Raw genomic sequence first — 21,033 nt, 5'->3', positions numbered from 1 at the left:
CAAGCCGCATGAAAACCCCCGGAACCACAGAGAATCTGGTTCCGATGACTAGGTGTACGAGCGGACTTCCTGCGTCGATCCCGCGACCGGCACGGTGCGGTAGGACTCCGCGATGGTGCCGTTCTCGACCGCCTCGTCGATGGTGTTACGCAGCGAGTAGCACGTGCGGACGTACATGCTGTGCACGCCCTTCTCGGCCTGTGCGCGGAATTCGGCGCAGTTGCTCTCCGCGTCGTCGACCCACTGGGTACTGGTGTGAGTCGGGCTGAACTTCTCGACGAGTACCCGGTTACCGCACGATCCACATTCGATCGGTTGCATTGTGCGACCTTTCCGTTGGAACTGTATTCAGCGAGCGTACGAGTAGGCAGTGCGCTCTTCCTGGTCCATTTCCGTTGAGCGGTAAAGAATTCGACCGATCATCACCTCAGGAAAGCCTGTCCTCCGTCCACCGGCAGCGAATGGCCGGTGATGTACCGCGCGGAGGCGCTGCACAGGAACACCACGGCCGGCCCGATATCGGTTTCGGCGTCGCCCAGACGCCCCAGCGGCACGCTCCGGAGGTACTCGCCGTACGCCTCCGGATTGAGATCGGCCCACTCGTCCATCAGGGGCGTCGACGCCAGCGGCAGGATGGCGTTGACGCGGATGCCGTCGGCGCCCCACTCGCAGGCCGCCGTCCGGGTGAGCACCCGGACGGCCTCCTTCGCCGCGGCGTACGCGCCTGTCCCGGTGGGATCCCACTTCAGCCCGGCCGCCGACCCCAGGTTGACGATCGACCCACGGCCCTTCAGGTGCGGGTGGCACGCCCGCATCATCCGCAGGGTCGCCAGCGGTCCCGAGTTCATGCTGCCGCGGTAGTCGTCTTCGCTGACCTCGAGCAGCGTACCGTGCGCCGGCGTCTGGGCATTGTTCACCAGAATCGACAGGCTTCCGTACCGCGCCACCACGTCGGCGACCACGGCGTCGATCTGTTCGGGGTCGGTGACGTCGCACCGGAGGGCGACCGCGTCGCCTCCCCTGCGGACGATCTCGTCGGCGGTGTCGGCCACCTTGGACAGGGTCCGGCCGACGACCGCGACGCGCGCGCCGTCGACCGCGAGGGCGAGCGCGATTCCCCGCCCGATCCCCTGTCCGGCGCCCGTCACCAGCGCGACGTCACCCTCGAGTACACCCATCAATCACTCCTGCTGCTGCTCACTCGGTCACAAGTCGCCGATCATTGTGATCCAAGACACCGAATTGAGCAAACGCTCAATCAATGTAGGATTGCCTTGCCGGGTCGGGCGCGGGCTGTGCGGGCACAGGTAGCATGAGGCGCCTCGACCGACACAGAATCGACCCAGGTACAGGGGGAAGTCCGAATGGATCCGCAGGAACGTCGGCGTCAGATACTCGAACGTTCCGGTGAGATCTTCGCAACGAAGGGCATCTCCGCGACGACGGTCCGCGAGATCGCCGACGCGTGCGGCGTCTACTCCGGCACGCTCTACCACTACTTCCCGTCCAAGGACGCGATCGTCACCGAGATCATCCGGGTGTACGTCGACGAGCTGTACGAGAAGTGCTCCGAGGTGATCGGCCAGGGCCTTCCGCCGATCGAGCGGCTCGAGGCCCTCGTCCTGGTCGCGATCGACTCCGCCGAGAACCACCGTCACGCGACCGCGATCTGGCAGGTCGAGACGGACTACATGCGCGATCAGATGCTCGAGGCCAGCCTCGACGACAAGGGCGATTTCGCGGCGACGTTATGGCTGCAGTGCATCGAGGAGGCGCAGGCGTCGGGCGATCTCCGCAGCGACGTCGAGTCCGCCACCTTCTACCAGCTGATGCGCGACGCGGTGTGGCTCACCAGCCGGTGGTTCCGGAAGTCCCCGACGAAGTCGAACGCACAGTTCGCACACGAGATCACGTCGATCTTCATCGACGGACTGCGGGTCCGTTAGACACACGAAGGGGCGGTACAGGCGAATCGAATTCGCCTGTACCGCCCCTTCTTCTACCGCGATCAGCTCACGACGAGGTCCAGCTCGTCGTCCGCGACGGTCACGGTGATCCGACCACCCGCGTCGAGCACGTCGTCCAGCAGCAGATCGGCGATGCGATCGTCGACCTCCCGGGCGATGGTCCGGCGCAGCGGCCGCGCACCGAACTCGGGCTGGTGCCCGTGCTCGGCAATCCAGTCCACCGCATCGGGCGTGAACTCGATGTCGATGTCCTTGGCCCGCAGCCGATCACGGCTCTCGCTCAGCAGCAGATCGGTGATCCGGTGCAACGGCTGTGCCTCGAGCTTCCGGAAGGTCACGATCTCGTCGATCCGGTTGAGGAACTCCGGCCGGAAGGACTCCCGAAGGCGCCCCATCACCCTGTCGCGCAACGGCTTCTCGGCCGCGGCGGCGTCACCGGTGGTGAAGCCGAGCGCCCCGCCCTTGCTCGAGATGATGCCCGAGCCGAGGTTGCTCGTCATGATCAGGACGGTGTTCTTGAAGTCCACCGTCCGACCCTGACCGTCGGTCAGCCGGCCGTCGTCGAGCACCTGCAGCAGGACGTTGAACACGTCCGGGTGCGCCTTCTCGATCTCGTCGAGCAGGATCACCGAGTACGGGTGCCGGCGCACCTGTTCGGTGAGCTGACCGGCCTCGCCGTAGCCGACGTACCCCGGAGGGGCGCCGACCAGTCGGCTCGCGGTGTGCCGCTCGCCGAACTCGCTCATGTCGAGCCGCAGCATCTTGCTCTCGTCACCGAACAGCGACTGCGCCAACGCCTTCGCGAGCTCGGTCTTGCCGACGCCGGTGGGCCCCAGGAACAGGAAGCTGCCGACGGGCCGACGCGGATCGCCCATGCCGGTCCGGCTGCGGCGCACCGCGCGTGCGATGGCCTTGACCGCGTCCTCCTGGCCGACGACCCGCTGGTGCAGCTCGTCCTCCAGCCGGCGCAGACGCTCCTTCTCCTTCTGCGTCATCTGGCTGGCCGGGATACCGGTGGCCCGGGCGACCACCTCGGCGATGTCCTCGGCCGTCACGGCCGGAACCTCCGTCGCGACGGGTTCGCCGTCACGAGCCTCCGCCAGCCGCTTCTCCACACCCGCGATCTCGTCCCGCAGCTGCGACGCACGCTCGTACTGCTCGGCCTGCACCGCGCTGTCCTTGTCCTGTTCGAGCCGAGCGATCCGCTGCTGCAGCGCCTTCGCATCCGGATTGGATGCGCCGAGCTGCAGGCGCTTTCGCGCGCCCGCCTGGTCGAGGAGGTCGATCGCCTTGTCCGGCAGGAACCGGTCGGCGATGTATCGCGACGACAACTCGACCGCGGCGGTGATGGCCTCGTCGGTGTAGCGGACACGGTGATGCTCCTCGTACCGCTCCCGCAGGCCCGTCAGGATCGCCTCGGCGTCCTCGGGACTCGGCTCGTTCACCGTCACCGGCTGGAAGCGTCGTTCGAGGGCCGAGTCCTTCTCGATGTGCTTGCGGTACTCGTCGAGCGTGGTGGCGCCGACGATGTGCAGGTCACCCCGGGCCAGCTTGGGCTTGAGGATGTTCCCGGCGTCCATCGCACCCTCACCGCCGGCACCCGCACCCACGATGGTGTGGATCTCGTCGATGAAGACGATGACCTGGCCGTTCTGCGCGACGATCTCGTCGACGGCCTTGGTCAGCCGCTCCTCGAAGTCGCCGCGGTAGCGGGTACCGGAGAGCATGCCCGCCAGGTCCAGCTGGACGATCCTCTTGTCCGCCAACACCTCCGGGACGTCGCCGTCCACGATGCGCTGCGCCAGCCCCTCGACGACGGCGGTCTTGCCGACGCCGGCCTCGCCGACCAGCACCGGGTTGTTCTTGGTCCGGCGCGCGAGGATCTCGATGGTCTGCTCGATCTCGTCGGCACGTCCGATCACCGGGTCGACGCCGCCGGAGCGAGCGCGCTCGGTGAGATCGGTGCCGTACTTGTCCAGAATTGGCGTGGCCGAATCCTGCTGGGGTTCGGCAGGACCCGCGTTCACAGCGGACTGCATCGACTCGGGTGTCACGCCGGCCGACGCCAGGACACGTCCGGTCGCGGAGTCCCCGTTGGAGACCAGCGACAGGAAGATGTGCTCGGGATCGATGTAGGTCGAGCCGAGTGCGCGTGCGATCTGGTGAGCGTCGAGCAGTGCCCGACGTCCCGCGGCAGTCACCGCGGGAGGGGTCGAGATCGCCTCACGGCCGCGCGGCAGGTGGGCCTCCGCAGCCTTCGAGATCGCCTCCGGGTCCCCGCCCACACGCTTCACCATGTCGCGCACCGGGTCCTTGACCGCGGCCACGTGCAGGATATGCAGTGCGTCGAGGCCCGCATCACCGCGTCCGGCCGCGTACTGCGCGGCCTCCGCCATGAGCACCTGAGCTTCGTTGCTCATGAGCCGGGTGATGTCGATGCGCCCGGGCCCCTCGGGCCCGAAGAATGCCGGCATTCGCAGCCTCCTCCAAAGTTGAGTCTTATCGACTCATGGAACATGCCTCGATCGGATTCAATTCCCGACCGTCCAGAATCTTTGGCACGAGAGCGTCCGACCACCCGCGCACACCGCACCCACCGAACCCGCCAGCCCTCTGACCTCGATGCTTCTCCACAACGACGACCGACGACCCGACGGCTGTGAGAGCCGACACACTTTCGGCTGCGCGCGGAAGTACCGTCGACCCATGGACAGGGGTCTCGCCACGGTGCCGCAGCTTCTGGGCTGCCCGCGCGGAAGGTTCTTCGCCGCCAACGTCGGCTACCTGTGCAGCGACGAGGAGCAGGTTTCTCTGCACTTTCGGCCGCGGACACACGACGCCGTGCTGGCCGTCCTCGACAAGGTCGACGTCCGGGCAGTGGCCGCACTGCCGGAAGCCGAACTGCTCGATGCCCTCGCCGTGGACTTCGCGCGCTACTGGCAGCCACCGGACGAGGAGGATCTACTGTTCGCCCACCCGACGTCGTCGCGGCGCTGCGCTCGATCGCCCAGGCGCGCGCCCGGGTCCGGCCCGTTCGCGTCCACGGCACACCCCGGGTGTACGAGATCGGGGGTCCGGCGGACTGGGCACACCTGGTCGACACGTATCCGTTTCCGGTACCGGCGTCGCGGCGCTCCGACTGGTACTCCACCACCGGGCAGTACCTCGACTGGTTCATCCCGGACCGGGTTGCCGTCGCCGCCGACTACGACGGGGTGCACCTGACCGTGCACGGCTACCTCAGCACACCCGGAGTCGCGATCCCGCTCGTCGCGAACTCGGGCGCAACCGTGCTCGCCGGCTGGGACCCGGATGCCACCTTCTGGCTGCGCGACGGCGTCATCACCATCGACGACGAGCCGACCGAATGGCGCCGAACCTCGGACAGGCCGTGGGCGCCCGAGCCGAACTCGCCTTGACCTCGAGCGCACTCGAGCTTCTACCTTCGGGTCCATGAACACCCGAACCGAGGCCTCCGGTACCTGGCATCAGCTGCTGACCGGACGACATCTCGGTGCCGCCGCCGTGTTGGCCGGAGGCGAGGCGTTGTACGCGACCAACGTCTACCTCACGAGCAGCCTGCTACCCACCGCGATCGACGACATCGGCGGGCTCCGCTACTACGCCTGGACGTCGACCGTCTTCCTCATCGCATCGGTGTTCTCCTCCATGATCGTCAGCCGCACGCTCGCCGCCCGCGGCCCCCGCGGCGCCTACCTGATCGGCCTCGCGCTCTTCGCCTTCGGAACCGCGGTGTGCGCGCTGAGCCCGACGATGGAACTGCTACTGGCCGGACGGGCCGTGCAGGGTTTCGGCGGCGGTCTGCTCGCCGGTCTCGGCTACGCGGTGATCAACTCCGCGTTGCCCCGGCACCTCTGGACCCGCGCCACCGCACTGGTTTCCACCATGTGGGGTGTCGGCACTCTGGTGGGTCCCGCCGTCGGCGGGGTGTTCGCCCAGTTCGGCGCGTGGCGCTGGGCCTTCGGTGCGCTGATCGCGTGCACCGTCGCGGTGACCGTCCTCGTACCGATGGTCCTTCCACGGCGCACGGGCGATCGCGACCGCGTCGTCGCGCCCGTGCCGGTCGTCCCGCTGGCGCTGCTCACCGCCGCAACTCTCCTGGTGAGCGTCGCCGGCCTCCTGGCCGACGCCGCGATCGCCGGTGTCGCCGTCGCCGGTGCGGTGGCGCTGGTCGTGTGGTTCGTCGCGGCGGACCGGCGCAGCCCGCACGGGGTGCTGCCACCGTCGACGTTCACCCGGTCGCCCCTGAAGTGGGTCTACCTGACCATCACAGTCCTCGCGATGGCGTCGACGGTCGAGACGTTCGTCCCGCTGTTCGGGCAGCAACTCGCGGGGTTGGCCCCCGTTGTGGCCGGATTCCTCGGTGCCGCACTGGCACTCGGCTGGACGGTGGGCGAGATTCCGAGCGCGTCGGCCGCCGCGCCTGACGTGGTCCGCCGGATCGTGCGGTCCGGACCGATCCTCGCCGCGGCCGGGCTCGCAATCATGGCGGTGGCCCTGGCCGAGCAGGCCGGCAGCGGACGCGTCGCGCTCTGGGCGGCCGGGCTGATCATCGCCGGCGCGGGCATCGGCATCGCGTGGCCGCACCTTGCGGTCGGTGCCATGAGCGCCGTGGCCGAACCCGCTGAGGGTGCCCGTGCCTCCGCCGCGATCAACACCGTGCAGTTGATCGCCAATGCATTCGGCACCGCGCTGGCCGGTGTGCTGGTAAATCTCGGCGGACAGTCCGAGCTGCGCTCGGCGCAGCTGCTGCTGTTCAGCTTCGCAGCGCTGGCACTCGTCGGCGGCGGGACCGCGTGGCGGGCCGCGCCGCGGGACGCCCGGCCGAACCGGGCGGCCCGTCGCGCCGTCGAGGCAACCGCCGGCTGATCAGCGGCGAGCGCGCGCCGCGTGCACCCGCTCCCACAGATGCCGATCGGTGCGCGGGCCGCCGTGCGTGTCGGCACCGTAGCGGGCGATCTCGGCGGCGATGTCGAGCGGACGGGTCGGCGGCTGAGCAGGAACCAACTCGTCGATCGCGAGTTCGTCCGGCACCAACCAGCACACCTCGAACTCGATGCCGTCCGGATCCTGCGCATACAGTGCCTTCGTCGAACAGTGGTTGCTGGCGCCCGTCAGCGCGCCCGCTGCGATCAATCGGTCCCGCATCTCCGCCAGGTTTGCGAGCGTGTCGACCTCCCACGCCAGGTGGTAGAGACCGACGTTGCCCGGCGTGACGCCGCTGCTCGGGTTCGGGCTCTGGAACAGGCCCAGGTCGTGATCGTTCGCCGAGTCCGGCGCCTGCAGGAAGGCCGCACCCGGGAACGCACCCGGAAGTGCCTTGAACCCCAGCACATCCTGGTAGAACGCCAGGCTGCGCTGCAGGTCCGACACGAACAGCACGGCATGGTTGAGTCGCTCGATCGCCAACGCGGTCAGCCTCCGAAGTTGTAGTTGACGCCGGTCAGTTGCTCCGACAGCGTCCACAATTGTCGTGCAACGCTCCGGTCGTGCGACTTCCGGTTCGAGGAAACCACTTTGGGATAGCCCCGCGTCTCGAACATCGACGACGGGCCGAGGTAGCTGCCGCCGATCGCGTCGGGCACCGTCGCGGCGTACAGCATCGGCAGCGCGCCCATCTCCGCGGACTGCGCGATGAACGGGTCGGCCAGGGCCATGACCCGGCTCGAGATCGACTCGGTGTGCGACTGCAGATTGGTGGACGCGTACCCCGGATGCGACGCGAGCGACTTGACGGTGGACCCCGATGCCGCCAGCCGCCGCTGCAACTCGTACGCGAACAACAGATTCGCGAGCTTCGACTGCCCGTACGCCGGCCAGCGCCGGTACGACCTGCGCTCCCAATTGAGGTCGTCGAGGTCGATGGTGCCGATCTTGTGCATCGCGCTCGACATCGTCACGACCCGGTCGCGCACCTTGTCGAGCAACAGCCCGGTCAACACGAAATGGCCGAGATGGTTGGTACCGATCTGCATCTCGAACCCGTCGACGGTGCGACGCAGCGGAACCGCCATGACCCCGGCGTTGTTCACCAGAACGTCGAGGCCGTCGACCGAGTCCGCGAACTCGCGTACCGACGCCAGGTCCGCGAGGTCGAGCCTGCGAACCTCGGCGTTCTCCCCCAGTTCCGCCGCGACGGCGCTCCCCTTGTCGACGTCACGACACGCGAGCACGACGTGCGCACCGGCCTTCGCGAGCGCCTTGGCGGCCTCGGCACCCAGGCCGCTGTTCGCGCCGGTCACGACGAACGTCCGGCCCCGCTGATCGACGATGTCCCGCGTGGTCCATGTGGTCATGGCCACAGACTACGGAAATCACGATCAGCGGAGGCGGACCTACGCGTGTTGTTCTCTCACCACGCGTTCAGTGCATTCAGGATCTGCGGCCGGGCCTGCCACAGTTCGGCCGACCAGTACGGCCAGGCATGAATGCCCGTGGCGTTGAACTTGAAAGTCGCCGGGATTCCGAGGGTGTGGAGTCGAACCTGGAATGCCCGCGAGGTGATCATCGAGATGAATTCGAGGCCCATGCCCATCGTGGTATTCCAGTACCCGACCGGGTCGGACGGATGGTCGTACATACCCGGGATTCCGCTGCCCGCCGAGACGTAGAGCGACAATCCCTGCAATTGCGGCGCAGATACGAACGGGTCGTTACGGAGCCACGCCGGATCCCAGGGGAAGCCCCACATCGAATCGGCGTTGTAGCGGCCGGCGTCGTACAGCGCCAGCCTGATGGCCTCCCGACCTCCGGGGGCCGTCGTGTGGAGGTAGCCCGACAACGAACCGGCGAATTTGAATTGATCGCGATGATAGGCGGCGAGCGTCATCGCGGCCGTTCCGCCCATCGATAGTCCCAGAATCCCGGTATTGGTCCGGTCCACGCCGAAATTGGCGAGATAATCCGGCAATTCACGAGTCAGGAATGTCTCCCACTTGTAGGTGACCTTCTGGTTGTTGAAATTACTGGGGTTGTACCAGTCCGAATAGAAACTCGCCTCGCCGCCGACCGGCATGACAACGGTGACGTTGTCGAGCGCGAACTGTTCCATCGCGTTGGTCTCGAAGGTCCAGGCATTGCGATCGTCCCGGGCCCGCATGCCGTCCAGGAGGTACAACGACGCGCCGCCACCCCGCGCAGCCCACTGGACCTGAACCTTGATGTCCCCCATCGAGGAAGGAACCCACAACTCCTGGTAGCCGCCCCGCTGCACCTGACGGCTCGGCTCGGCGGCCGCAACCGGCGCCGCCCCCGCCGCCACCCCGGCGAACGCGAGCAGCACGGCGAGCACCAGCGCTACGGGGTTCTTCCAGATTCTCTGTCGATCTCCGGCGAAATACATCAATGCTTCTTCCTACACGAGCCGCCGATCTCGACGAACAAACTGAATCCGATCACCGTGTTGATCTTAGATACGCGTCGCGGCGTTAACACCCGCAGGGTGTGGCGAAGCTCTCGAATTCATATTCGTGAGAGTTCTCTGAGAATCAAGATGGATTTCACGGAATCGGCCGTTTTCGTGCTACCCATTGCCGGGCCGCCGGCGGCGCGTGCGGCGCGGATCCGCGACCGCAGCGCACCGGCGTGACGACAGCGCCACCACACACCCCTCGAGAGCGGTGGACACCGTAACTTACTGAAGGGTAAGTTAAGGAGGTGTGCACGTCAACGACCTGCGCACAACTCGCGTCGGCGTCGACGTCTGCCCCCGCGCCGGCGGGTACCGTCGGAATGTGCCCGCCGCCCCCCCTGCCCGTCCGCGACGGCCTCAACCCCACCCGCCTCCGGTTGCCGAACGCCCAGACCTGGCCCACCGCCCTCGCCTACCTGCTGGACCGCTTCCCCGACGACGCGGCGCGACTGCTCGAGAAGGTCGACGCGGGCGAGATCGTCGACCAGCACGGCTCCCCGATCACCCGCGACACCGGGTACCGCCCGCACGGGTTCGTCTACCTCTACCGCGACCCCCCGGTCGAGAAGCGGGTGCCGTTCGAGATCGAGATCCTGCACCGTGACGAGAACCTCCTCGTCGTCGACAAGCCACACTTCCTCGCGAGCACCCCTCGCGGGGCCTACGTCGTCGAATCAGCACTGGTCCGCCTGCGCCGCGACCTCAACCTCCCCGAACTCACTCCCGCCCACCGCCTGGACCGGATCACGGCGGGGGTCCTGGTGTTCACCATCCGACGGGAGGCGCGACGGGCCTACCAGTCGCTGTTCGACGAACGTCGCGTGACGAAGGAGTACGAGGCGCTGGCGCGCCACGATCCGACCGTGCAGCTGCCCGTCACCGTCCGCAGCCGAATCATCAAGGAGCGCGGGGTGCTACAGGCCCGCGAGATTCCCGGCCCGCCGAACGCCGAGAGCCGAATCGAACTCATCGGAACGCGCGACGGCATCGGCCGCTATCGACTCCTGCCGCACACGGGCAAGACCCACCAGCTGCGACTGCACATGAGCTCCCTGGGCCTCCCGATCCTCGGCGACAACTTCTACCCGGAGTTCTACGACGTCGCGGGCGACGACTACTCGACGCCCCTGCAGCTCCTCGCGCGCAGCATCGAGTTCGACGACCCGTTCTCGGGTGCGCGACGCCGCTTCGAGAGCCGTCGCGCGCTCGAGGCCTGAACGCGGCACTCTCCCACTCCGCGGGCGAACCCGGGCCCGCCATACCAAGCAAGTGCTAGGTTGCCTGGAGATTCACGAGAACGCCATTCACCACGACACCCAGGAGCACGCCGTGACCACCTCATCGCCGAGTTCGACGCCCACCACCGCCCTCGTCACCGGCGGTACCGGCGGCATCGGCGCAGCCATCGTCCGTCGACTCGCCGCGCAGGGCCACAACGTGGTGCTCACCTACCGGTCCAATGCCGAGGCCGCCGCGAAGCTCGTCACCGAGATCGAGGAACTCGGGGTGCGCGGCGCCGCGCACCGCGTCGACCTGTGCGACGTCGACCAGTTGGGCGACCTGGCCCGCAACACCACCGCCGACTTCGGCGACCTCTCGATCCTGGTCCACGCGGCCGGACCGCACGTTCCGATGGTCCACCTGTCCCGCGTCGAACCATCCACGTACGCACAGCATCTCAACGACGAGGCGACCGCGTTCTTCGCCGTCGTGCAGGCCTGCCTACCGGCCTTGCGGGAGGCGTCGGGCTCCGTGGTCGCGGTGACCACCGCCGCCACCGACCGCTACCCGGTGCGGGACGGCCTGTCCGCCGGCACCAAGGGCGCGGTCGAGGCACTCGTGCGCGGATTCGCGGCCGAGGAGGGCCGCTACGGTGTCCGTTTCAACGCCGTCGGCCCAGGCATGCTCACCGACGGAATGGCCGAGCGCCTGATCAGCTCGCAGAGCCTCGACCAGCGGGCCCTCGATGTCACGATGAGCCGCATTCCGTTGCAGAAGTTCGGGACTGCCGTCGACATCGCGGAGGCCGTCTGCTTCCTCGCGAGCGACAAGGCCGGATTCGTCACCGGCCAGAAGCTCAACGTCGACGGCGGTTACACCGTCTGAGCCCGGGACCGGCCCTTGGATCACGGCAGGATCATCCGGGCCGAGCCCTCGAGCCGGTCCGCGATATGCCCGTACGAGTCGTACCCCATGCCGGCCCGCAGCAGCGCGCCCGCGTAGAGCATCTCGAGCGCCTCGAGCAGCTCCTCGTCGGGCTCGGGGCCGAGGGCGTCGAGTAGTCGCTTCCGGATCTCGAGTCCGATCCGCGCCCGCAGATGCACCACGTCCGGGTCGCGGCCGAGCAGCGCAGTCGTGACCGCGGCCGCCAGTTCGGGCTCGTCCGACACCAGGAGGGCGACGCTGCGCAGCACCTCGACGACCCGCGTCGTGCGGTCGTCCGAGGGCGCATGGTCGCTCGACATGGCGGACAGCCGGCGCCAGAAAACCTCCGCGACCAGGTGTTCCTTCGACGAGAAGTAGGTGTACGCCGTGGCCGGCGCGACACCCGCCTGCGCCGCCACCAAACGAACGGTCAATCCGGCGAAACCGTTCTCCCGTAGCACCTCCACCGCGCACCGGGTGAGCCGCGAGACCGTCTCCGCCTGCTTGGACGTCAGACGGCGGCGGGTCGATTCGTAATTGCCAGACACATGTCCGGAGGCTACGCGACGGTGGAATTCCGCGCGACGACGGCCCCTGCTCGACGGCCCGAGTACACGCAGTCCGCGATCGACAGACCGCTGACGTACGACTGTGAACAGATCCCCACCGCGTTGCGGCCGGCCGCGTACAGTCCCGGGATCGGGCGGCCGTCCTCGCCGGTCACCGCGCCGGTCACCTCGTCCACGACGAGACCGCCCAACGTGAGCACCGGACACGGGAAACCTGCCTGCACGCGGATCGAGCAGTCGAACGCGTCGAAGGGGCCGTCGACCAGCGGCGTGACATGCGCGGAGTCCTTGCCCATCGCGTCGGGTCGACCGTCGCGACGGTCCGCGTTGTACCGCTCGAGTGTGCGCGCGAGCCCCGCGGGATCGATCCCGGAACGACGGGCCAACTCCTCGGCGGTGGCACCCTTCTTGTGTCCGGTGCTGAAGAGATACGTGGTCTGCAACCGCTGGAACCACAGCGTCTGCTCGGGCACCTGCCGTTTGGCGTCGGCCAGGACGCGGGAGTCGACGACCAGGTACGCGGCCACATCCGTCTGCTCGGCGATGTGCTCGCCGATCTTCGCGCCGTAGTACAGCTCGTTGCAGATACGCTCGCCTTCCTTGTTGACGAGGATGCCCTCGGTCATCGCGATCGGCGGATTGAAGAACCGCCACGCCGACACCCGCTCCATGCGGTCGGTCGCGCCGCCCACCGACTGCCCCAGTCGGATGCCACTGCCGTCGTCACCGATCGTGCCCAGCGCGGTGCCGCCCAGATACCGCGGCGCGTGCTCCTTCAACATCTCTCGATTGAAGGCGAACCCGCCGGCGGCGAGGATGACGCCCTTGCGGGCCCGGTACCGGCGCACCACCGAGTGCTCGCGCTCGATCCGGCGGATCGGACCGTCCATGAGCCGGCCGATCGGCCGGTAGTACAGGTTCATCTTGCGGTTCCACGAGCCGAGCAGCCGGTGCAGAGCGCGGCGCGCGGTGGCCCCCGGATCCACCTCCCGGCACTCGATTCCGATCACGGTGCCGGCGTCGTCGGTGATGAGCGACGTGACCGTGGTCTGTCGGCGTACGTCGATCCGCCGCTTGCGCGCGGCCTTCTCCATCGCGGAGAAGAAGACCTTGCCCGACGTCCCCCGCCCCTTGGTGCGGTGTCCGCGCGGCGCCGGCTCGGCGACATCCTTGTACGGCGGCGCGAGTTCGTTGCCCGAGTAGTACAGGTAGTAATCGTTCGTCGGGTACGACGTCTTCCGCGGCGCCATGCTGCCCTCGAACGGCACCCCGAGCCGCTCGAGCCACTGCAGGTTCTCGACACTGCGCTCGCAGAAATCGTCGAGCAGTTCGTCCGAGACCACACCCGACGTCTCGAGCTTCAGGTAGTCGAACATCGTGGCCGGAGTGTCGTGATCGAATCCGGCCTCCTTCTGGTGCGCCGTCCCGCCGCCCGCGTAGTAGATGCCGCCGCTGATGGCCGTGGCACCGCCGCCGTCGAACCGCTCGACCACCAGTACCTGTGCGCCCCGGTCGGACGCCTCGATCGCCGCGCTCGCGCCGGCCGCACCGAAGCCGACCACGACCACGTCCGCCTCACCGTCCCAGCGATCGGACCCAGTGTGCACCTGCATGTTCCGCCTCCTCCTCGATCCGCTCGCGCGGCGCGTCACACCCACGCGTCGCGAATGTCGTGCCCCAGTTCGCTGCGCCCGAAGAGCGCCAGAGCCTGATGCGGGTCGTTGATCACGTGCGCCCGGCCCGCGTGCGCGTCGCGCCAGAACCGCTGCATGGGGGTCCCCCGCCGCAGCGCGGCACCACCGGCATGATCGAACAACCGATCGATCGCCGCGACCGCCATTCCGGTGGCGCTCACCTGATCACGACGAACCTTGGCCCGCAGGGACAACGGCAGTCGATCACCGTTCTCCGCGAGCAGGGACAGCCGGGAAATGTTGCTGTCCAACTGCATCCAGGCGAGCTCGATGTCGCGGGCGGACTCGGCGAGGGCCGTGTGCACGTGGTTCCCGTCGGCGTTGAGTCGCCCGCCGATCAGCATCTGCACCCGTTCCGCGGTCAACGCGGTGAACGCGGAGTACGTACCGTCGGCCATCCCCACGATCGGCGCCGAGATGGCAGTGGAGAAGACGACGGAGAACGGAAGACGGTACAGCGGAGCAGGATTCACACCCTGACCAGGACCGACGCACTGCACGGTCGAGGCGAAGCTCAGGGTGCGGTACTCGGGAACGAAGGCATCTTCGATGACGATGTCGTTGCTGCCGGTGCCCCGGAGTCCGACGGTGTCCCAGACGTCGTCGATCGTGTAGTCACGAGCCGGCACGAGAAACGTGCGGAAGTCGATCGGGTCCCCGGCGTCGTCGACGACCAGACCACCCACCAGAACCCAGTCAGCGTGCACCGACCCGGACGAATAACTCCACCGCCCGGAGAAGAAGTACCCACCGTCGGAAGCGATGGCGCGGCCCATCGGCGCGTACGCCGAGGACATCAGCGTGTCCGGGTTCTCGCCCCACACGTCGTCCTGTGCGCGGGGATCGAACAGCGCCAGGTGCCACGGGTGTACACCCACGACTGATGCGACCCATCCCGTGGAACCGCACGCACTCGCGAGCGCCCGCACCGCCGCGTAGTAGTCGCGCGGATCGGCCTCGTGGCCGCCGAATCGACTCGGCTGCAGCAACCGGAAGTGCCCGGCATCGGTGAGTGCGCGGATCACGCCGACGGAGACCTCCCGAGCGTCCTCGACATCCTGGGCCCGTTCGCGCAACTCCGGCAGGAGCGCCTCGATGTCGCGCAGTACATCCGCGACTTGCCGGTCACCCATCGAGCCCCAATCCCCGCCGAGGTCATCCCGGCCACGTCCGAACCGACCGATACCTCGGACGATCACCTCCACTGGCCCAGAGATTAGAACAGGGTACAGATTTTGTCGATCATCGGAGCGGGCAACCGCTCGGCGAGCGCCCGTCGCGAATCACCGACCAGCCACTCGACACATCACCCAAACTGGTCAAATAGCCATTTCAGCGCGCGGAACCGTCTCCCCGGGTCGCGGCTCGGGCGCGTCCCGGAAAAGCGGTGGAATCTGTTCTAGATTCTCGCCCGAGGAGAGGGCGTTCGCCCGGTCTGCCGCTCAGCCGTAGTCGGCGAGTACCAACCCGGCGACGTCCTCGACATTGCGCATGGCCTGCGCGTAACTGATGCGCCCGGCGATCCAGAGCGCCATGGCCGACAGCATGGCCCCGTCGATGGCAAGGATCGCCGTGCGCGCCACGTCTTCCGGGACCCCGTCCATCAACTCGAGCATCGCGGCATGGTTGTCCGCGGCCCGACGCCGCATGGACTCGCGCACGTAGGGGTCGGACGACGTCGTCAGTTCCAGGTCGAGTCGCGCAAAGTTGGGCCCGCGCTGAAATGCCCGCATCTGCCGTCGATACAACGACACCACGCGATCACGGACGCTGCGGGGATCCCTCGTGTCGGACTCGCGGGCACGTCGACGCTCGGCGGCCAGCTTGCGCGACAGCCGATCGTTCCAGGCGACCATCGACGCGGCCATCAGGTGCGCCTTGGTCGGGAAGTACCTGTACAGGGTGCCCAGCGCCACCCGCGACCGCTCGGACACCTCCCGCATCTGGATGCGGTCCGGTTCCACCTCCTGCAGCAACTCGATCACCGCGTCCGTTAGCGCCGCTCGCCGCGCCCGCTGGCTCGACGTCATCTCCGCGGTCGCCATCGGAGCCTCGCACTCAGGTCGCACCCGGCCACGGTAGCCGACACACAACCCGCGCGACGCCTGCGCCCCAGCCTCTAGATTTGAAACAATGTTCTCGTTTACTCTGAAACACTGTTCACCATCGAGGGTTTCGACAACCAATTCGTACCAAGGAGTAACCGGCGACCGGACACTCGCGGCCGCCCCCAGCTTGGCGCCGCAGCGGCGGGGTGGGTATAACTCAGGTATTGCTCGGTATTACTCGGTATTACTCGGTATTACTCAATGGACCGGATCTCCGACTCGGCCGGCGATTGGAGGACACGTGACTGTCATCGACGACAACCTGGATGTCTCGGCTTCGAGCGTGCCACCGACCATGGCCGAGCGGATCACGCTGATCCTCGATCAGTTCGACGGCGCCGGCACCCGGCTGACCGCGGAAGAACTGGTCCAGCTGACCCGCATCCCCCGGTCCACCACACATCGGATCCTGGACCAGCTCACCCAACTGAACTGGCTTCGCCACAACCGCTTCGGATACCGCCTCGGCTGGCGGGCGATCGCCCTCGGGCGCAGCACCGAACGCGACGAACTTCGGGCCGTCGCCGCCCCACACCTGCATCAACTCCATCTGCGGACGCGACTGATCACGCACCTGTCGGTGCTCGACGGCCGTGACATCGTGTGGCTGGACAAGGTCGGCGGACGCTGCGCAGACTCCATCGCCACACGCGTCGGTGACCGCAGCCGAGCGGATCGCACCGTCGAGGGGCGCTCGATGCTCGCGCTGTTGCCCCCGGAGCACGTCGACGCGCTGTATCGGGGTGCGCTGGCGCCGGCGGCGCTGTCGGACCTGCATCGGCAACTGGGGATCATCAGGACCCGCAGCGGCCGGGCTTGGGACACCGATCCGTCCGGCGTGCTGTCAGTTGCCGCCGCCATGTGCTCCGGCGAAACCGATTCGGCCCAACTGGGTTGCATCTCGCTGCGCGGCCGGGTCCACACGGATCAGCTGCAGCGGGCCCTGCCGCTGCTCGCGGGGGCGACACGGATGATCTCGGCACGAATCGCCGAGGGATGAGGGAAGAAGACCGAGGACAAGCTCGGTACTCGAAGTGGTGGCCAGAGCCGGGATCGAACCGGCGACCTTCCGCTTTTCAGGCGGACGCTCGTACCAACTGAGCTACCTGGCCGGAAGACACCCGAACGAATGTCTGTCGCATCGAACCGTTTCCGACTCGAATGAGCGACCCTGACGGGACTCGAACCCGCGACCTCCGCCGTGACAGGGCGGCGCGCTAACCAACTGCGCCACAGGGCCTTGCTGTTACTGCTGGTGGAACTGTACTGCTGCCACGGGAGCCGGCACATGCAAGGGCTTGCATGCGAAGACTCCGCGATCGAGTTGTCATCCTCGTTGCGGAGTCTGTCGACTTCCTGTGGTGGCCAGAGCCGGGATCGAACCGGCGACCTTCCGCTTTTCAGGCGGACGCTCGTACCAACTGAGCTACCTGGCCGGACGGCACCCGAACCGAATGCCTATCGCGCCCCACCGTTTCCGGTGAGACAAAGCGACCCTGACGGGACTCGAACCCGCGACCTCCGCCGTGACAGGGCGGCGCGCTAACCAACTGCGCCACAGGGCCTTGCTGTTACTGCTATTCAACTGTACTGCGTACTTCAACGAGCGAAGCGTACCCCCTACGGGATTCGAACCCGCGCTACCGCCTTGAAAGGGCGGCGTCCTAGGCCGCTAGACGAAGGGGGCCCGTCGGATTGCTCCGGCCAGTACCCTCAACGGCGTTCCGTTGGGAGCTTGCATAGCTTAGGGCACCGATTTCGCAAACCACAAATCGCCTGATCAGGGGCCGCAAAGGCGGAATCACTCCGGCCCTGCGGCAACCGTCTCCACCGGCCATCCCTCACGGCGCCACTTCTCCAGCCACGCCTCCGACGCCATCCCCGCGAGAACCACCTCGAGCGTCTCCTCGAACCTTGCCCGCAGGTCGACCTCCTGCGCCGTGAGGTCGGACATGTACCGCTGGCCGGCCAGACCGGCCGCGAGGACCCGCGTGAACTTCTCCGCGTCGGCGCCCTCCCGGACCAACCCCTCGCGGCTGGCCCTCTCCACCAACTCGTGAGCGGAACCACCCCACACGCTCGCCCCGCCGTTCTGCACGTCGGAGTAGAACTCCGGCTCGATGATCAACCGGAACTCCGCCTGCACGATCGCGTCGGACAGGAACATCCGCGCAACGTCGTCGATGAGACCGTGCAGTACCTCGAAGGGGTCGAGATCCGTCCGGCTCATCCACCGGTCCGTCGTCTCCTTGAACTTTTCGAGAGCGGCGCCCAGCACCGCGCGCCCGAGCTCCTCCTTCGATTCGAAGTGGAAGTACATCGCGCCCTTGGTCGCGTGCGAACCCTCGAGGATTGCATTCACCGACGCTGCCGCGTATCCGCGCTTGCTGAACTCGACTGCGGCCGCTTCCACGATCGCAGCGCGAGTCCGCCGCGCACGTTCCTGTTGACGTGCCATTGCGCTACTCGCCTCCGAAAGCCGTAACGCCGGCCGATTGATCGGCCAGCTGCCACCCGCCCGAAAACCAGACTAGTCCCCTTGTGCCCGGGTCCGAAACAGCAATGCCCTGACCTCGGGCTTCGACGACACAGGCCCAAAAACACACCGAATGGTATAATTTTCCCGGCTCGGGTGTGCTGCAGGGGGTGCGCACCCGAGCCGTTCCACAGCCGGAATTCCCCGGCGCCGCACATACGGGCATCTCGTATCCGGGCAGCGGAAAGCTCCGGCCGCGGAAGCGGCCGCACCGCGCGTCGAATCAACTCGTCGACCGATGCCGCGCATCACCCGGAACACCGAGAGCAGAAAACCCCCGCCAGGAAGATCCTGGCGGGGGTCTGAGTGCCCCCAGTAGGGCTCGAACCTACGACCTGCGGATTAAAAGTCCGTAGCTCTACCAACTGAGCTATAGGGGCGTGCGGGCAGCAGTCTAGTGGGATCCGCCGGCTCGTGGGAACTTCGCCCCCGACAATCGCGATCACGACGAGGATCGGTGCAGCGCCGGAGTATCCGGCCGTCGGTGTACCGGCGAGGGAGAGTGTGCCGCACCGTACACCGACGACCGCCCTCCCCCGAGGGTTCGACGAAGGGCCCTCATCGGGAAGAAATGGCGAACGCCCCGTCTCCAGACTGACGGGGCGTCCAGCAGAACCGTCGACAGCACCCGAAACCGACGGTCGACCTCTGCGCGAAGAGGCATCAACAGATCACCACACCGCACCGGGTCACGGAAGGCCTGACGCGGATATCGGGAGCAAGGACCCACGAACGAGGGACGAAGGGCCCACGGTCCCGGACGATTTCGGCTCAGCGCCGCCGGCGAGCCAATTCGGCGTTCAAGCGCTCGTCGTACGCGACCGCCAGTTCGCGCAGCGCCGTGGGGCAGTCGCCGTGGAAGGCCGGACCGTGCATCAGTCCCAGCACGGCCGGGTCGAGGTCGGCGAGTTCGGACAGCGTCGACCCGAGCGCCGGGGTCAGCGCCGTCGCGTGCCCGAGGTCCTCCGCGGCCAACGCCGGTTCGACGATGTCGTGTTCGGTCTGTGCGGGCAGTTTGCCGAATGCGGTGAAGAAGTCCCCACACAGCAACGTCGACGTCGTCTCCTCGAACATCAGGCCGGCGTCCCAGCCGTGCGGAATGTGCGGGGTCTCGATACGCCGCACCCGGCGGCCACCGATGTCGATGACCTCGCCGTCCTGCAGTGGTCGGGGCGGGCGATCGGCGAGGTATCCGACCTGGACGAAACACCCCATCGCACCGTGCGCCACCTCGGCATCGGGAGCCGCTGCCAACCAACGGTTCATCGAGCCGCTCTCGTCGGCCTCGACGTGTCCGAACGTGATCCAGCGCAGCGTTTCGACAGGTAGCAATCGGGCGGCCGCGACCGAGACGGAGGGGAACAGTACGGGCAGACCGGTGTGGAAGAGCAACGGCTCCTCGCCGAGGATCAGGAACTGGTTCATCACCAGATTCGCGTCGTCGACGAACGTCGACAGACGGAAGATGTCGGCTGCGATCTCGGTGATCTCAGTGGCCTCGGTATCCACGGCTCTACCTCACAAACGCGCCCCCTGCCCAGACTGCGCCGACGACGGGTTCGGTGCAAGACGAGGGCGCGCCGACCGACCTCGCGCGACGGGCGATCACATCTCTGGCCCCGGCGCCTCCCCCGACGACTCCGGCTCCCGCTGATGAAGATCGGCGCGCAACTCCGTCAACTCCTCGCCGCGTTTGCGGTACCGGACGTTGAGGAACACGACGGCCGCGAACACGAGAACACCGATGATCGCTCCCCACAGCGACGCTCCGCGGAACCCGGGCGCGTCGACGTCCAGCGTGCGTTCACCCGCGTGCGCGGCACTGCTGCCACCCAGGACCACTGTGAGCGTCAGCAGGTTCGGGATCGCGAACACGAGGCCGAGCACCAGACTCGTGAACACCCAGACCCGCGCGTGCTTGCGATGACGCGAGCGCCACGCGAGATAGAACAGCAGCAGCGGAACCGCCGTGCACAGCGCCCCGTACAGCAGCCCCCACGTGATGCCCTGGGCAAAGCTGCCCGACGACAGCGAGCCGACACGCTGCGCCCACCAGCGCGGCAGGAATGCGGCCAGGATGAAGTACGCGACGACCAGTGCCGCCAGGATCACCCCGGCCCAGATCGCCTTCCTCGCCCACGGAGGCATCCCTGCCTTGGACGGTGTGGTGGTGGAGGTGTCGCTCACTTCGGTCCTCCCGTCGTCGGCGCCCCGTCCTCGGCGAGAACGATGCGCGCCAGGGTCTTCGGCGCGATCAGCGTGTACGACGTGCGTAGCCACTCACGCAGTTGAGCCCACCATTCCTCGCCGCCGTCGGGCGGCACCGCGGTGGAGACCCAGCCGTGTCGACCCAGTCCGTAGCCGGCCGGCTCGATACCGGACTCGGTCGCCACGACCGCTGCGGCCTCGTCCACAGGCAACTTGAACGACAGGCTCGTCGCGTCGGCGTCGCTGAAGACGAAGTTCTTGCCCCGCACGCGGAAACTGGGGTGCCCACCCCACTCCTCGATATCGACCCGCTGAGCCTCCGGCAGTTCGTCGACGATCCGCTGCAGTCGGCTCATGTTCGCGACCATGGCGCG

Annotated in this window: 20 protein-coding genes and 6 tRNA genes; 6 read left to right on the top strand and 20 right to left on the bottom strand. The window is 67.5% G+C overall.

Annotated elements, in window-relative coordinates; translation table 11 throughout:
* Positions 1–48: 48 nt before the first annotated feature.
* Both HUN07_RS05495 and HUN07_RS05490 read right to left on the bottom strand, forming a co-directional pair.
* The gene (locus HUN07_RS05495) at positions 49–321 is read right to left on the bottom strand and encodes a hypothetical protein (RefSeq protein ID WP_114720878.1); all 273 of its coding nucleotides are present in this window, start codon (positions 319–321) and stop codon (positions 49–51) included.
* Positions 322–422: 101 nt separating this feature from the next.
* Positions 423–1,178, bottom strand: coding sequence for an SDR family NAD(P)-dependent oxidoreductase (locus HUN07_RS05490; RefSeq protein ID WP_174908391.1), 756 nt, complete (start codon positions 1,176–1,178; stop codon positions 423–425).
* A gap of 186 nt (positions 1,179–1,364) precedes the next feature.
* Here HUN07_RS05490 and HUN07_RS05485 point away from each other — a divergent pair, with 186 nt between their 5' ends.
* Positions 1,365–1,946, top strand: coding sequence for a TetR/AcrR family transcriptional regulator (locus tag HUN07_RS05485; RefSeq protein WP_114720873.1), 582 nt, complete (start codon positions 1,365–1,367; stop codon positions 1,944–1,946).
* Positions 1,947–2,008: 62 nt separating this feature from the next.
* Here HUN07_RS05485 and HUN07_RS05480 read toward each other — a convergent pair whose 3' ends face one another.
* Positions 2,009–4,441, bottom strand: a complete 2,433-nt coding sequence (locus tag HUN07_RS05480; RefSeq protein ID WP_174908389.1) for an ATP-dependent Clp protease ATP-binding subunit — start codon at positions 4,439–4,441, stop codon at positions 2,009–2,011.
* Positions 4,442–5,023: 582 nt separating this feature from the next.
* Between HUN07_RS05480 and HUN07_RS26820 the strand changes: the two genes are divergently transcribed.
* On the top strand, positions 5,024–5,386 hold the full coding sequence (locus tag HUN07_RS26820; protein WP_254622807.1) for a hypothetical protein: 363 nt from the start codon (positions 5,024–5,026) through the stop codon (positions 5,384–5,386).
* A 34-nt stretch (positions 5,387–5,420) separates the two neighbouring features.
* Positions 5,421–6,857 (top strand): MFS transporter, encoded by a 1,437-nt coding sequence (locus HUN07_RS05470; RefSeq protein ID WP_174908387.1) that lies wholly within the window; start codon positions 5,421–5,423, stop codon positions 6,855–6,857.
* Here HUN07_RS05470 and HUN07_RS05465 read toward each other — a convergent pair whose 3' ends face one another.
* From HUN07_RS05465 to HUN07_RS05455, 3 genes are read right to left on the bottom strand one after another with little or no spacing between them, the layout of a single operon-like run.
* Entirely contained in the window at positions 6,858–7,397 is a 540-nt protein-coding gene (locus tag HUN07_RS05465) for a VOC family protein (protein ID WP_114720862.1), read from the bottom strand.
* 5 nt (positions 7,398–7,402) lie between these two features.
* Positions 7,403–8,284, bottom strand: a complete 882-nt coding sequence (locus tag HUN07_RS05460; RefSeq protein WP_174908385.1) for an oxidoreductase — start codon at positions 8,282–8,284, stop codon at positions 7,403–7,405.
* Positions 8,285–8,340: 56 nt separating this feature from the next.
* Positions 8,341–9,330 carry an alpha/beta hydrolase gene (locus HUN07_RS05455; RefSeq protein WP_174908383.1) on the bottom strand — a complete coding sequence of 330 codons (990 nt, stop codon included), beginning with the start codon at positions 9,328–9,330 and terminating at the stop codon, positions 8,341–8,343.
* 389 nt (positions 9,331–9,719) lie between these two features.
* Here HUN07_RS05455 and HUN07_RS05450 point away from each other — a divergent pair, with 389 nt between their 5' ends.
* Both HUN07_RS05450 and HUN07_RS05445 read left to right on the top strand, forming a co-directional pair.
* Positions 9,720–10,616: a pseudouridine synthase gene (locus HUN07_RS05450; RefSeq protein WP_174914455.1), complete on the top strand. Its 897-nt coding sequence runs from the start codon at positions 9,720–9,722 to the stop codon at positions 10,614–10,616.
* 112 nt (positions 10,617–10,728) lie between these two features.
* On the top strand, positions 10,729–11,505 hold the full coding sequence (locus tag HUN07_RS05445) for an SDR family NAD(P)-dependent oxidoreductase (protein ID WP_174908381.1): 777 nt from the start codon (positions 10,729–10,731) through the stop codon (positions 11,503–11,505).
* Between the two features lie 20 nt (positions 11,506–11,525).
* Here HUN07_RS05445 and HUN07_RS05440 read toward each other — a convergent pair whose 3' ends face one another.
* The 4 genes from HUN07_RS05440 to HUN07_RS05425 form a co-directional block, all read right to left on the bottom strand.
* The gene (locus HUN07_RS05440) at positions 11,526–12,092 is read right to left on the bottom strand and encodes a TetR/AcrR family transcriptional regulator (RefSeq protein WP_174908379.1); all 567 of its coding nucleotides are present in this window, start codon (positions 12,090–12,092) and stop codon (positions 11,526–11,528) included.
* An 11-nt stretch (positions 12,093–12,103) separates the two neighbouring features.
* Positions 12,104–13,726, bottom strand: coding sequence for an FAD-binding protein (locus HUN07_RS05435; protein ID WP_174908377.1), 1,623 nt, complete (start codon positions 13,724–13,726; stop codon positions 12,104–12,106).
* Between the two features lie 35 nt (positions 13,727–13,761).
* Positions 13,762–14,940 (bottom strand): 3-hydroxy-9,10-secoandrosta-1,3,5(10)-triene-9,17-dione monooxygenase oxygenase subunit, encoded by a 1,179-nt coding sequence (gene hsaA, locus HUN07_RS05430; RefSeq protein WP_174908375.1) that lies wholly within the window; start codon positions 14,938–14,940, stop codon positions 13,762–13,764.
* A 309-nt stretch (positions 14,941–15,249) separates the two neighbouring features.
* Entirely contained in the window at positions 15,250–15,852 is a 603-nt protein-coding gene (locus HUN07_RS05425; RefSeq protein WP_114720848.1) for a TetR family transcriptional regulator, read from the bottom strand.
* Positions 15,853–16,156: 304 nt separating this feature from the next.
* Between HUN07_RS05425 and HUN07_RS05420 the strand changes: the two genes are divergently transcribed.
* Positions 16,157–16,915 (top strand): IclR family transcriptional regulator, encoded by a 759-nt coding sequence (locus HUN07_RS05420; RefSeq protein WP_174908373.1) that lies wholly within the window; start codon positions 16,157–16,159, stop codon positions 16,913–16,915.
* Positions 16,916–16,950: 35 nt separating this feature from the next.
* Here the strand turns inward: HUN07_RS05420 and HUN07_RS05415 are convergent.
* The 10 genes from HUN07_RS05415 to HUN07_RS05370 form a co-directional block, all read right to left on the bottom strand.
* A tRNA-Phe gene (locus HUN07_RS05415) sits at positions 16,951–17,027 on the bottom strand.
* A gap of 54 nt (positions 17,028–17,081) precedes the next feature.
* Positions 17,082–17,155 (bottom strand) — tRNA-Asp (locus HUN07_RS05410).
* A gap of 119 nt (positions 17,156–17,274) precedes the next feature.
* Positions 17,275–17,351 (bottom strand) — tRNA-Phe (locus tag HUN07_RS05405).
* Between the two features lie 55 nt (positions 17,352–17,406).
* Positions 17,407–17,480, bottom strand: a tRNA-Asp gene (locus tag HUN07_RS05400).
* A gap of 49 nt (positions 17,481–17,529) precedes the next feature.
* Positions 17,530–17,602 (bottom strand) — tRNA-Glu (locus tag HUN07_RS05395).
* Positions 17,603–17,716: 114 nt separating this feature from the next.
* Positions 17,717–18,373 carry a TetR/AcrR family transcriptional regulator gene (locus tag HUN07_RS05390; protein WP_114720842.1) on the bottom strand — a complete coding sequence of 219 codons (657 nt, stop codon included), beginning with the start codon at positions 18,371–18,373 and terminating at the stop codon, positions 17,717–17,719.
* A gap of 385 nt (positions 18,374–18,758) precedes the next feature.
* Positions 18,759–18,831: transfer RNA gene (locus HUN07_RS05385), tRNA-Lys, on the bottom strand.
* A gap of 391 nt (positions 18,832–19,222) precedes the next feature.
* Positions 19,223–19,960, bottom strand: a complete 738-nt coding sequence (locus HUN07_RS05380) for an MBL fold metallo-hydrolase (RefSeq protein ID WP_174908371.1) — start codon at positions 19,958–19,960, stop codon at positions 19,223–19,225.
* Positions 19,961–20,056: 96 nt separating this feature from the next.
* A complete protein-coding gene (locus HUN07_RS05375; RefSeq protein WP_114720999.1) occupies positions 20,057–20,599 on the bottom strand; it encodes a hypothetical protein in 543 nt (180 codons plus the stop codon).
* A gap of 35 nt (positions 20,600–20,634) precedes the next feature.
* Entirely contained in the window at positions 20,635–21,027 is a 393-nt protein-coding gene (locus tag HUN07_RS05370; protein WP_174908369.1) for an MmcQ/YjbR family DNA-binding protein, read from the bottom strand.
* Positions 21,028–21,033: the final 6 nt, after the last annotated feature.

The organism is Rhodococcus sp. W8901 (assembly GCF_013348805.1).
Taxonomy (GTDB): domain Bacteria; phylum Actinomycetota; class Actinomycetes; order Mycobacteriales; family Mycobacteriaceae; genus Prescottella.
The sequence above is the reverse complement of the archived record's forward strand: the minus strand, read 5'-3'. Positions and strand labels throughout refer to the sequence as shown.

Excerpts from the sequence above, each read along its gene's own strand:
- HUN07_RS05495 (WP_114720878.1), bottom strand. The coding sequence starts at position 321 with ATGCAACCGATCGAATGTGGATCGTGCGGTAACCGGGTACTCGTCGAG.
- HUN07_RS05490 (WP_174908391.1), bottom strand. The coding sequence starts at position 1,178 with ATGGGTGTACTCGAGGGTGACGTCGCGCTGGTGACGGGCGCCGGACAG.
- HUN07_RS05485 (WP_114720873.1), top strand. The coding sequence starts at position 1,365 with ATGGATCCGCAGGAACGTCGGCGTCAGATACTCGAACGTTCCGGTGAG.
- HUN07_RS05480 (WP_174908389.1), bottom strand. The coding sequence starts at position 4,441 with ATGCCGGCATTCTTCGGGCCCGAGGGGCCCGGGCGCATCGACATCACC.
- HUN07_RS05470 (WP_174908387.1), top strand. The coding sequence starts at position 5,421 with ATGAACACCCGAACCGAGGCCTCCGGTACCTGGCATCAGCTGCTGACC.
- HUN07_RS05460 (WP_174908385.1), bottom strand. The coding sequence starts at position 8,284 with ATGACCACATGGACCACGCGGGACATCGTCGATCAGCGGGGCCGGACG.
- HUN07_RS05455 (WP_174908383.1), bottom strand. The coding sequence starts at position 9,330 with ATGTATTTCGCCGGAGATCGACAGAGAATCTGGAAGAACCCCGTAGCG.
- HUN07_RS05450 (WP_174914455.1), top strand. The coding sequence starts at position 9,720 with ATGTGCCCGCCGCCCCCCCTGCCCGTCCGCGACGGCCTCAACCCCACC.
- HUN07_RS05435 (WP_174908377.1), bottom strand. The coding sequence starts at position 13,726 with ATGCAGGTGCACACTGGGTCCGATCGCTGGGACGGTGAGGCGGACGTG.
- hsaA (WP_174908375.1), bottom strand. The coding sequence starts at position 14,940 with ATGGGTGACCGGCAAGTCGCGGATGTACTGCGCGACATCGAGGCGCTC.
- HUN07_RS05425 (WP_114720848.1), bottom strand. The coding sequence starts at position 15,852 with ATGGCGACCGCGGAGATGACGTCGAGCCAGCGGGCGCGGCGAGCGGCG.
- HUN07_RS05390 (WP_114720842.1), bottom strand. The coding sequence starts at position 18,373 with ATGGCACGTCAACAGGAACGTGCGCGGCGGACTCGCGCTGCGATCGTG.
- HUN07_RS05375 (WP_114720999.1), bottom strand. The coding sequence starts at position 20,599 with ATGCCTCCGTGGGCGAGGAAGGCGATCTGGGCCGGGGTGATCCTGGCG.
- HUN07_RS05370 (WP_174908369.1), bottom strand. The coding sequence starts at position 21,027 with ATGGTCGCGAACATGAGCCGACTGCAGCGGATCGTCGACGAACTGCCG.